Raw genomic sequence first — 12,016 nt, 5'->3', positions numbered from 1 at the left:
AGTTTCAGATTCCTACATTCGAGTTTCAGATTCCTACATTCGAGTTGCGATTACAAATCTCTAGTAAAGCAATAAGCTGCTGTCTAATCGATGAGAGCACTGTGTGTGTACTCTATTTGACGATAGCAAGTAATACAAAACGATCGATGATTAAACCGTATGGATAGAACTACTCGGCATATGCACGTTTACACACAAACAACCCAATAACATTGCCACTATACTATTAATATTTGTTACAGTTGAACTATTGATGTAAATCAACAAAGTGAAAGGAATTAACATTCTGGCATTGTTAGCAGGCTGTTAAGATTATAAAATCCACGTCATAGACTAGTAGAAAAACGAACAAGGATAGGGAAGCTACCACAACAAATTGTGGCACTAAGGATAGTAGGCAACTGTAGTGTTATTTCTAACAACTTTGGTTTATTATTAAAAAATAATTAACTATATGTTATTTTCTGCCTAGTATTTAATCTATTAGCACAATTTTATCACAAGTTTAGGTACCGCCAATGCAAACCCCGCAGATCCTTATCGTTGAAGATGAGCAAGTAACTCGTAACACTCTAAAAAGTATTTTTGAAGCAGAGGGATACGCTGTTTTTGAAGCAAGTGACGGTGAAGAGATGCACCAAGTCTTGACTGATAACCAAGTAAATCTGGTTATTATGGATATCAACCTTCCAGGTAAAAATGGCCTTCTACTAGCAAGAGAATTACGCGAGCAAGCAAATGTTGCGCTAATGTTCTTAACAGGTCGTGACAACGAAGTTGATAAGATATTGGGTTTAGAAATTGGTGCTGATGATTACATTACCAAACCATTTAACCCAAGAGAGCTGACTATTCGTGCTCGTAATCTTCTGAGCCGCTCAATGAATGCAAGCGCTGCATTAGAAGAGAAGCGCAGTGTTGAAAAGTATGAGTTCAATGGTTGGATTCTAGACATCAACAGTCGTTCTTTAGTTAGCCCTGCAGGCGAAGGCTACAAGCTTCCGCGCTCAGAGTTCCGTGCATTGCTTCATTTCTGTGAAAATCCAGGCAAGATTCAAACTCGTGCTGATCTACTGAAGAAAATGACTGGACGAGAATTAAAGCCTCACGATCGTACTGTTGATGTGACTATCCGTCGTATTCGTAAGCATTTTGAGTCTGTTTCAGGGACACCTGAAATCATTGCGACAATCCACGGCGAAGGTTACCGTTTCTGTGGTGATTTAGAAGAGTAATCGCTTCTAAATAATGTTTCTACATAGTGGTTTCTAAGTGAAATCAAGATGATATTGAAAAAGGCTTGCTATCACCAGCAAGCCTTTTTGTTTTTCGTCACTCTACTCGAACTGAGTTATTAGTAAACGGTATCAATAGTCACATTGCGTTCAACAATCCAAGTTTCATGTCCTTGGTTAGTCATTAAAATAGCGATATCAACCGGTAAATCCGTAGCAACTGGGACTTGCCACTCGAATGCTATCTCCCATTGATTTTCACTATGTGTGCGAATATCGACGTCTTCACTGTTAACCACCCAAGTGTCACTGCCCTGCTTAATCGCGACACTAACAACTTCCAGTTGAGCCGGTAACACATCTTCAGACTCTAGCGACAAAGCAGCATGTATGCTTTCTTCCTGAGTAGAAGGCTCACCTATCTTAGGCATTTTATCTACCCAGAGAGAGCTTTTTAACTCAATCGTTGTTTGTTCAATGACCACCGCATTCTTTTGCTGCCAATCCACATTGGTACTTTGACACCCGCCGAGAAGTGCCAATGATAATGAAGCTAATGCAATATTTTTAATCATAGTGTTACCTCTTAGCTAGCCACTCTTTTAGTATTTGAATATCGTGCTGGTACTCGTTGTTAATTTCTTCAACCCAGTCCGAGATGTTTTCCCACCAGGTTACCCTTTCAGGTGATTGTGCTTTTTGTGCTATTTTTTGAATACGCTTCAATCCTATCGATCCAGCAGCCCCTTTAATTTTATGCGCTTCAGAGACTATTCGGTCTTGATCTTTAGCGATCATGTTTGAGTCTAATATCTCAAGGTAATCCGGCATCATACTTTCAAACATCTCAATACTATCAAGAACAGGCTTCACACCCACAATGCCGACATAAGACTCTAACATAGGTAAATCCAATAACGTCGAATAGGAATCTTCAGACGTATCGACTTGTTCTACCTCAGGGGATTGAACTGATGATACTGTATCCCTTTCACACAAGCGAGCAATGACCTCTTGGATTGCAATCACGGAAAGAGGCTTACTTAATGCCTCGTCCATCCCTTTTTCTATATATTCATTCTTATTTTTCAAAACATTAGCTGTAAGCGCCACCAGAGGCGGTAAATCTGTGTAGGTTTGTTTGAATGATTGGGCGACGTCAAATCCAGTCATATCTGGTAACTGAATATCAAGCAGCACTAAATCAAACTCATCAACCTTAAATTGGTCAATAGCTTCTTGCCCAGTCATTGCAACGGTGACCTGATGCCCTAAGCTTTCAAGCAGTGATTTCGCTACCGTGACGTTAAGCTCGATATCCTCAACCATAAAGATTCTTAAACCAGGCTGTTCAAGCGTCTCTACGTGTTCAACCAAAGAGGTATCTGCCAGAGGAACGGTCAGATTAACGGTGAAGGTCGTACCAAATCCGTCTTCACTTGAGACTGAAATATCACCATTCATCATATTGATAAGTTGCTTTGAAACAGCAAGACCAATGCCTGTACCTACAGCATGGAGATTATCTTTGCCGGATTTCACTTGGTAATACATCGCGAAGATCTTGTCCAATTCGCTCTCGGCAATACCAATTCCAGTATCTTCAATTTCAATGACAATCTCAGCGCTGTCCTCAATGAGGTCGGCACTGACGGTCATTACAACACCACCTTCTTTAGTAAACTTCATGGCATTGCTGATTAAGTTCCACAATACTTGTCGCAAGCGAGTCGCATCTATCTCGATCGCAGTCGGTAAATTGCTCAATCGCTCCAAATCAAATCGCAAGCCTTTTTGCTCTGCCATTAGCGCAGAAATACTTTCAATCTCCGCAATGAATTCTTCAAAATGCAGTGTTGTTGGTAATAGCTCTAACTTCCGGCGATCAAACTTATCCATATCGATAATGTCGCTGAAGATATTCCCAAGTGTAATCGCACTCACATTGATCGTTTGCATGTATTTGCGCTGCTCTTGGTTAAGCTGGCTATCCAACAGCATTCGACTCAAACCAACAATGCCGTTCAGTGGTGTACGCAACTCATGGCTGATTGTTGAAATGAACGTCGTTTTATCCCGGCTCGCTTTTTCCAATGACTCTTCATGCTGCTTACGCTCGGTAATATCACGACCAAAACCAACCAAGCCTAAATGAGCGCCTTCATTGCTGTAAAACGGAACCTTGCGTAATTCAAAGTAGTTTTTTCTGCCATCCGGGTACTCCAACCACTGTTCATACGTGATCGCTTGATTATCTAGAAATACTTTTTGGTCGGTATCAATGATCTGTTCAGCCACTTCTTCGCTGTACACATCTCTAGGGGTTAAACCAACAAGTTCATGCTCTCTTCGACCAGTTAGCTCTTCCATAGCTCGGTTACAACCTGAAAAAATGCCATCTGCATTTCGGTAATAGATAAGATCAGGGGAGGCATCAATAAACGATCGAAGCAAGGCCGTCCGTTCTGCGAGTTCGACTTGCGTACGTTCGCGCTGATAGACTTCATTCTCCAGATCGTTTATTGCTTCTTTTCTCGCCTCTTCTGCTTTTATCCGCTCTTCTATTTGGAGATTGAGTTTAGAAATATTCTGCTGAAGCCGAAGATTAAGCTCTTGATCGCGAGAACGCATGTCTTTCAGTTTAGAAACAAGCTTTGATAAACGTTGTCGTGACTCTTCAAGTTGGTCCACAACAACAGAAAGAAAATATACAGCCCAAGGCGTGATGATTAAACCAAAGAAAACCGAGCGCACAATATCAATATCATCAACATGCCCACTTAATCCAAGCGTGATACCGACTTGAACAACCACGGCTAAGGCAACTAAGGCGAGTGCAAGTAAAATTGAGAAGCGTAGGATGCCAAGTTTAACTAATAGGTCGACATAATACTGGGCAAGATTTTTGATTGGTTTCATTAAAGGCTTCCTGCGTAAGTGAGCCTTTCAGTTTACTCTGTTTGAACAGATTAGGTAAGCTAACTGCATCACAGCAATACCTTTATAGCTAGGTTTAACGGCCACCTATTTATGGTGCTTTATTAAGCGCTCTTACATGTTTCAACACTCTTTGGTATTGCAGAAAAGTAGGTATGTAGAAAAGGGGACAGTCTTAGCAGTGCCATGCAGTCAGTACTCCTATAAAGACGAAGCAAAAGTGGACGGCTCCGCCTTTAGGGTTATGCGCTTAGGTCAATTCAGGTTTTGAGTAAATGAATGGCTGATCTAACAAAGAGCCTTGAGCGCCCTGAACATTGAGCGCACGGCCAATTTCAGTCATCGCTAACCAACGGTTCTCACACCAAAGTGGATCAAGTAAAGTTGGGCGACGCGCCGCCGATGAAACGCGGTGATACACAATATCAGGAGGCGTCATGCGAATCATCTGGCTCGCGATTGAGACATATTCTTCTAATTCAGGCGCTTTCAGTTTTCCCGCCCGCCATGCCTTAGCCATGGTGCTGCCTTCAACAATATGCAAACCATGCAGCTTGATACCATCAGTACCCACTTGCAGTACTTTATCTAACGTTTCAAAGTTGTCTTCTTTTGATTCTTTTGGAAGACCCACAATTAAATGGGTGCACACTTTAATGCCTAAAGATCGGGCTCGTTTGGTTATCTCCGCGTAGCATTCAAAGTCATGACCGCGATTAATGCGTTTTAAGGTTTGATTGTTTGCCGTTTGCAGACCAAGTTCTAGCCAGATTTCATAGCCCTTTTCAACATATTCGGAAAGCAGATCAAGCACTGCATCAGGAACACAATCAGGACGAGTACCAACACACAGCCCAACCATGTCTGCAGCCTTTAAAGCTTCCTCATACATGTTCCTAAGTACCTGAACTTCAGCGTAGGTATTGGTATAAGCCTGAAAGTATGCAAGGTATTTTTTAGCTCGTTTAATTTCACCCGCTCGGTCAGTCAATTGTTCAACGATACTCTGAACCTGCGTTTGTTCATCAGCAAATGACGCAACATTGCAGAATGTGCACCCACCCCGTCCAATCGTCCCATCTCGGTTAGGACAGCTAAATCCACCGTGCAGTGTCAGCTTATGAACCTTTTCACCATAACGACGCTGTAAATCCTGACCAATGGTGTTCACCAACTCATGTAACTGCATATACTGACCATATCTTTGATTGCTAAACTGCTAGTAATCGAAACTATTATCAATTCGATTACTGAAAATTAATTACATCCTTGCAAGAGAAAGTCACGCATAATAATTACCCTTCCATCTCGAATAACTATCAAAAATCAATAAACATGCAGAAATATTGATAAAAACCCCTCCTGTTGCATAAATGTTAACTATAATATGCATTTTTTAACTAAAAAAATGGTCTACAAGAGTGAGTTTTCATTGCAATGAGCATCGACTAAATTGTAGGATACTTACACAATACCGCATGGATTGTGATCTTTATTACAAGATCAGTTGCGGATTAATCGGTGAATCCAACCTCCCACCTATATAAATCACTGGATAGTGATTTTAAACAACTGGATATCACTAAGGATTGTTTTTCTCGCCATATATTTCGACGAGAGACGGAAAGGACTCAGCCAGTCACCACTGATTGGTTCAGATTCATAAAAATAAAGGACCAGACTCAACACTAAGTTGGACTTAGGCATGTTGCGTCTATATTAAACTGGAAGGATGTATCTATGGTAGATAGAGAGCAGAATGCACAGGGCATGTATACTCCTGAATTGGAGCACGATGCGTGTGGTATCGGTTTTGTTGCTCACCTAAAAAACCGTAAATCTCATGATGTAGTCACTCAAGCACTCGATATGCTTGCTCGCATGGAACACCGTGGCGGACAAGGTTGCGATCCTTGTTCAGGTGATGGTGCGGGTATCTTGCTACAAAAACCCCATGAATTTTTACTCGAAGAATCGGTGAAGTTAGGTATTAAACTGCCATCTTTCGAGAAATATGGCGTAGGTGTCGTACTTTTCCCTAAAGACGAACATAAACGAGCGCAATGTCGCGACATTCTTGAACGCAATGCTCAACGTCTAGAACTTGAAGTACTGGGCTATCGCGAGTTACCAACCGATAACTCTATGATCGGTGCTGACCCTCTAAGCACAGAACCTCAATTCGAGCACGTTTTCATCTCTGGTGGCCCAGGTATTACTCCAGAAGAGCTTGAGCGTAAGCTTTACGTACTTCGTAACTATACCGTTCGCGTTTGTCTTGAAAGCGTGTCTAACATTGGTGACGACTTCTATATCAACTCGATGTCTTACAAGACTCTTGTCTATAAAGGTCAATTGACCACTGAGCAAGTGCCTCAATACTTCTTAGACTTACAGAATCCAACGATGGTGACGGCACTCGCGCTTGTTCACTCTCGTTTCTCCACCAATACATTCCCTCGCTGGCGTCTGGCTCAACCATTCCGTTACATCGCTCATAACGGCGAAATTAACACGGTTCGTGGTAACTTGAACTGGATGAAAGCGCGTGAAGCGATCATTGAATCTGATCTCTTCACTCAAGCAGAAATCGACATGCTTCTTCCTATTTGTCAGGAAGGCAGCTCGGATTCATCAAACTTCGATATGGCACTAGAGCTCCTAGTTCTATCTGGTCGCAGCCTGCCACACGCATTAATGATGATGATCCCTGAAGCATGGCAAGAAAACAAAAACATGGATCCAACTCGTCGCGCGTTCTACCAGTATCACGCTAACGTCATGGAACCATGGGATGGCCCAGCTTCTGTCTGTTTCACCGATGGTGTTCAAGTAGGTGCAACGCTTGACCGTAACGGTCTGCGCCCTTCTCGCTACACAGTGACGAAAGATGACTTCCTAGTCATGGCTTCTGAATCTGGTGTTGTTGAAATCGCCCCTGAAAACGTTGAGTTCCGCGGTCGTCTACAGCCAGGTCGTATTTTCGTAGCCGATCTAGAACAAGGTCGCATCATTTCTGATGAAGAAGTGAAAGACGGCATCGCCAACGGTCAACCATACGAGCAGTGGGTTAAAGACAACCTACTAAGCCTAAAAGAGTTGCCTGAAGCAGATAACGCACACAGCCAACCGTCTCCAGAGCGACTAATGCACCACCAGCAAGCATTTGGTGTGAGTTCTGAAGAGGTCAATGAAATCATTGTTCCTCTTGCGAAAACGGGCTACGAGCCTCTTTCTGCAATGGGTGCGGATTGGCCACTAGCGATTTTATCGCATCAGTCACAACATCTATCTAACTACTTCAAACAGTTATTTGCTCAAGTCACTAACCCGCCTATCGACCCGATTCGTGAGCGCATGGTTATGTCTCTGAACACTTACCTAGGTAAAGATCAGAACTTACTTGCTGAAACACCAGAACACTGTCAAAAAGTAGAATTGGAATCACCAGTACTTTCAAACGCTGAACTTGAAAAGCTTCGCGCTATCGATAACGAGCACTTACAAGCTAAGACGCTAGACATCGTATTCCGTGCAAGTGAAGAAGAAGGCAAACTGGAACGAGCACTTAAACGTGTTTGTCAGTACGCAGAAGATGCAGTAATCGATGGTTACTCAATCATTCTTCTCACTGACCGCGCTGTAAACTCTAACCACGCTGCTATTCCAGCAATGTTGGCAGTTGGCGCCGTTCACCACCACCTAATCCGTAAAGGTTTGCGTGCGAAGTGTGACATTGTGGTAGAAACAGGTGACGCACGTGAAACGCATCACTTTGCAACTCTGGTTGGTTACGGTGCAAACGCAGTCAACCCATACCTAGTCACTGAAACAATCATTGACCTTCAGCGCACTAAGAAGCTAGACCCTAGCCTATCGCCAGAAGAACTGTTTGATAACTACCGTAAAGGTGTTAACGGCGGCCTTCTTAAGATTTTCTCTAAGATGGGTATTTCTACGCTTCAGTCTTACCACGGTGCTCAAATTTTCGAAGCACTGGGTATCAGTAAATCTGTAGTTGAAAAATACTTCACGGGTACAGTTTCTCGTATCCAAGGTTTGACGATTGATGACATCGCAAAAGAAGTATTGGTTCGTCACCGTGTTGGTTACCCGACTCGTGAAATCCCTGTACAGGTTCTCGATGTGGGTGGTGTTTACCAGTGGAAACAACGTGGTGAAAAACACCTATTTAACCCAGAAACGATTTCTCTGCTTCAAGAATCAACGCGTAATAAAGATTACGCTCAATTCAAAAAGTATGCGAAAGCGGTTGATGACCAAGGTGACAATGCAGCAACACTGCGTAGCCAACTGGCATTCATCAAGAACCCTGCTGGCTCAATTCCTCTAGAGGAAGTGGAGCCAATTGAAAACATCCTGACTCGTTTTGCAACAGGTGCGATGAGCTTTGGCTCTATTTCACACGAGGCGCACTCAACACTTGCTGTTGCAATGAACCGTATCGGCGCGAAATCTAACTCAGGCGAAGGTGGTGAAGACCCAGTTCGTTTCGAGCGCAAAGAGAATGGCGATTGGGAACGCTCAGCAATCAAACAGGTGGCTTCTGGTCGCTTTGGTGTGACGTCTTACTACCTATCTAATGCTGATGAACTTCAGATCAAGATGGCGCAAGGGGCGAAACCGGGTGAAGGTGGTCAACTACCTGGCGATAAAGTCGATGACTGGATCGGTGCAACTCGTCACTCAACTCCTGGCGTAGGTCTAATTTCACCACCGCCACACCACGATATCTACTCAATCGAAGATTTGGCTCAGCTGATCTACGATTTGAAAAACGCGAACCGTGCTGGCCGTGTAAACGTGAAGCTAGTATCGGAAGCGGGCGTTGGTACGATTGCATCAGGCGTAGCAAAAGCCAAAGCAGACGTCGTTCTTATCGCTGGTTTTGATGGCGGTACAGGCGCATCTCCAATGTCATCTATCCGTCACACGGGTTTACCTTGGGAATTAGGTCTAGCTGAGACTCACCAAACACTGCTGAAAAACGGCCTACGTAACCGTATCGTTGTTCAGTCTGATGGTCAGATGAAAACACCTCGTGACCTTGCCGTTGCAACACTACTAGGTGCTGAAGAATGGGGCGTAGCAACCGCGGCTCTTGTTGTTGAAGGCTGTATCATGATGCGTAAGTGTCATAAAAACACCTGCCCTGTTGGTATCGCAACACAAAACAAAACACTGCGCGAGCGTTTCGACGGCCGCGTAGAAGACGTAGTGACTTTCTTCCAATACATGGCTGAAGGTCTACGTGAAGTGATGGCTGAACTTGGCTATCGCACGATTCAAGAAATGGTTGGTCAATCTCAGAAATTAAAAGTTCGTGAAGACATCGGCCACTGGAAATACAAAAACCTCGATCTAACGCCTGTTCTACACATTGAACCTGCGCGCGAAGAAGATGGCGTGTATAACCAAACACAGCAAAACCACAACCTAGAAGACGTTCTAGACCGCAAGTTGATTCAAGCGGCAATTCCAGCGCTTGAGAAGGGAGAAGCCGTTAACGCTGAATTCCCTATCATCAACACAGATCGCTCTGCCGGTACCATGCTGTCTAACGAGATATCTAAAGTCTACAAAGACAAGGGTCTTCCTAAGCCAATGAACGTTAAGTTCTACGGTAGTGCGGGTCAGTCGTTCGGTGCATTCCTTGCGAAAGGCGTGAAATTCGAAGTGGAAGGTGACGCGAACGATTACTGGGGTAAAGGTTTATCTGGCGGTACTTTGGTGCTTTATCCAGATGCGAAATCTTCTATCGTCGCTGAAGAAAACATCGTTGTTGGTAACGTATGTTTCTACGGTGCAACTTCAGGTGAATCTTACATCCGCGGTATGGCTGGCGAACGTTTCTGTGTTCGTAACTCAGGTGCGAAAGTCGTTGTCGAAGGTGTGGGTGACCACGGTTGTGAATACATGACTGGCGGTGTTGCCGTTATCCTTGGCTCAACAGGTCGCAACTTTGCAGCCGGTATGAGTGGCGGTATGGCCTACGTTTGGGATAAAGCGGGTGATTTCGAAACCAAGCTTAATGCTGAACTGGTAGACCTAGATCCAATCGAAGCAGAAGACAAAGCTCTGCTAAAAGAAATGCTAACTAAGCATGTTGAATTCACAGGAAGTGAAGTTGCGAAGTCTTTCCTAGAAAACTTTGAAGTAAGCATTCAGTCACTAGTGAAAGTTATGCCACGTGATTACAAAGCGGTACTTCAAAAGCGTAAAGCTGAAGCACAACAGGCACAAACGGAAGAAGTGGAGGCAGTATAATGGGTAAGCCTACTGGATTTTTAGAACATGGTCGTGAGCTTCCAAAGAAGCTTGATCCATCTGTTCGTATCGAAGACAACAAAGAGTTCGTACTGAACGAAGAATTTGGTGAAAAGATCGGTACTCAGGCCTCTCGTTGCATGGATTGTGGCGTACCTTTCTGCCACAACGGTTGTCCGATTGGTAACATCATTCCTGAATTTAACGATGCCGTGTACCGTGATAGCTGGGAAGAAGCTTGGAACATTCTAAGCTCAACAAATAACTTCCCAGAGTTTACGGGTCGCGTCTGCCCTGCTCCTTGTGAAAGCGCATGTGTTCTGGGTATCAACCAAGATCCAATCACTATCTGTAACATCGAGAAAACGATTGTAGAAACTGCGTACCGTGAAGGGTACGCAAAACCGAAAACACCACGATCTCGCACAGGTAAAACGATTGCGATAATCGGCTCTGGACCCGCTGGTTTAGCAGCCGCTGAGCAATTGAACAGTGCAGGTCACTCTGTGACTGTCTTTGAGCGTGATGAAAAAGTCGGTGGTCTACTGCGTTTCGGTATTCCAGACTTCAAACTCGGTATGGACGTTATTGATCGTAAGATCAACATGATGGCTGATGCTGGCGTTGAGTTTAAAGTCAATCAGCACATTGGTGTTGATGTGAATGCTCAGCAACTTCGACAAGAATTCGATGTGGTGCTTCTAACGGGTGGCTCTACTGTTCCTCGTGACTTGCCAATCCCTGGTCGCGAGTTCAAAGGCGTTCATTTTGCTATGGAATTCCTGGGTCAAAACAACCGCCGAGCAAACGACTTAGATCTTAAAACAGAAGAGATTCACGCTAAAGATAAGCACGTTGTGGTTATCGGTGGTGGTGATACAGGCTCTGACTGTGTGGGAACGTCAAACCGTCATAAAGCAGCAAGTATTACTCAGGTTGAGATCATGCCGATCCCACCAGAGAAACGCCCTGCCAATATGCCTTGGCCTCAGTTCCCAATGATCATGAAAACGACCACTTCTCATGAAGAAGGCTGTGAACGTCACTGGAACATCCTGACCAAAGAATTTATCGGTAATGATAAAGGCGAAGTAACGGGTCTGCGCATTGCTGATATCGTATGGCAAGACGCGAAACCAGGTGAACGACCTGGCTTTGAAGAAGTCGCAAACACTGAGCGTGTGATTCCATGTGATATGGCGTTCCTTGCAATGGGCTTCTTACACCCAGAGCCAACAGGTGTACTTGCGCAACTTGATATCAAACTTGATGAGCGCGGTAACGTTGCATCTGAAGGTTTCGCTACTAACCAGAAAGGCGTTTTCGCTGCTGGTGATATGCGTACAGGTCAATCTCTGGTTGTTCGTTGTATCAATGAAGGCCGCGAATGTGCGGTTGCAATTGATAAGTACCTAATTGGTAACTCAAACTTAGAGGCAAAAGCCGATTCGTTGATGCTTTCAAACTAATTAGCTATACCCCTTAATACATAAAGCCAGCATTCATTGCTGGCTTTTTTATTCCCTATTATTTGCTATTCAGTTGTTAATACATTG

6 protein-coding genes are annotated in these 12,016 nt (G+C 44.0%); 3 read left to right on the top strand and 3 right to left on the bottom strand.

Annotated features, from left to right (window positions below; translation table 11 throughout):
• The first annotated feature begins 518 nt into the window (after positions 1-518).
• Positions 519-1,235: a two-component system response regulator ArcA gene (arcA, locus tag BCU12_RS01620; RefSeq protein WP_102402655.1), complete on the top strand. Its 717-nt coding sequence runs from the start codon at positions 519-521 to the stop codon at positions 1,233-1,235.
• A 119-nt stretch (positions 1,236-1,354) separates the two neighbouring features.
• On the opposite strand, the gene BCU12_RS01615 is transcribed toward arcA, so the two are convergent.
• The 3 genes from BCU12_RS01615 to BCU12_RS01605 form a co-directional block, all read right to left on the bottom strand.
• Positions 1,355-1,810 carry a hypothetical protein gene (locus BCU12_RS01615; RefSeq protein WP_102402654.1) on the bottom strand — a complete coding sequence of 152 codons (456 nt, stop codon included), beginning with the start codon at positions 1,808-1,810 and terminating at the stop codon, positions 1,355-1,357.
• 4 nt (positions 1,811-1,814) lie between these two features.
• Complete coding sequence (arcB, locus tag BCU12_RS01610) at positions 1,815-4,154, bottom strand: aerobic respiration two-component sensor histidine kinase ArcB (RefSeq protein WP_102402653.1); 2,340 nt, start codon at positions 4,152-4,154, stop codon at positions 1,815-1,817.
• A gap of 268 nt (positions 4,155-4,422) precedes the next feature.
• Positions 4,423-5,361, bottom strand: a complete 939-nt coding sequence (locus BCU12_RS01605; protein ID WP_102402652.1) for a TIGR01212 family radical SAM protein — start codon at positions 5,359-5,361, stop codon at positions 4,423-4,425.
• Between the two features lie 551 nt (positions 5,362-5,912).
• Between BCU12_RS01605 and gltB the strand changes: the two genes are divergently transcribed.
• Together gltB and BCU12_RS01595 are read left to right on the top strand one after the other, a co-directional pair.
• Positions 5,913-10,460 (top strand): glutamate synthase large subunit, encoded by a 4,548-nt coding sequence (gene gltB, locus BCU12_RS01600; protein WP_102402651.1) that lies wholly within the window; start codon positions 5,913-5,915, stop codon positions 10,458-10,460.
• The gene (locus tag BCU12_RS01595; RefSeq protein WP_102402650.1) at positions 10,460-11,929 is read left to right on the top strand and encodes a glutamate synthase subunit beta; all 1,470 of its coding nucleotides are present in this window, start codon (positions 10,460-10,462) and stop codon (positions 11,927-11,929) included. The genes gltB and BCU12_RS01595 overlap by 1 nt, the downstream gene beginning before the upstream one ends.
• The last annotated feature ends 87 nt before the right edge of the window (positions 11,930-12,016 follow it).

Source organism: Vibrio sp. 10N.261.55.A7, assembly GCF_002877365.1.
Lineage (GTDB): Bacteria > Pseudomonadota > Gammaproteobacteria > Enterobacterales > Vibrionaceae > Vibrio.
This window is presented reverse-complemented; position numbering and strand designations above follow the sequence as displayed.

Bases quoted from the DNA above. Each gene is read 5' to 3' on its own strand.
- BCU12_RS01605 (WP_102402652.1), bottom strand. From the start codon at position 5,361: ATGCAGTTACATGAGTTGGTGAACACCATTGGTCAGGATTTACAGCGT.
- arcB (WP_102402653.1), bottom strand. From the start codon at position 4,154: ATGAAACCAATCAAAAATCTTGCCCAGTATTATGTCGACCTATTAGTT.
- arcA (WP_102402655.1), top strand. From the start codon at position 519: ATGCAAACCCCGCAGATCCTTATCGTTGAAGATGAGCAAGTAACTCGT.
- BCU12_RS01595 (WP_102402650.1), top strand. From the start codon at position 10,460: ATGGGTAAGCCTACTGGATTTTTAGAACATGGTCGTGAGCTTCCAAAG.
- BCU12_RS01615 (WP_102402654.1), bottom strand. From the start codon at position 1,810: ATGATTAAAAATATTGCATTAGCTTCATTATCATTGGCACTTCTCGGC.
- gltB (WP_102402651.1), top strand. From the start codon at position 5,913: ATGGTAGATAGAGAGCAGAATGCACAGGGCATGTATACTCCTGAATTG.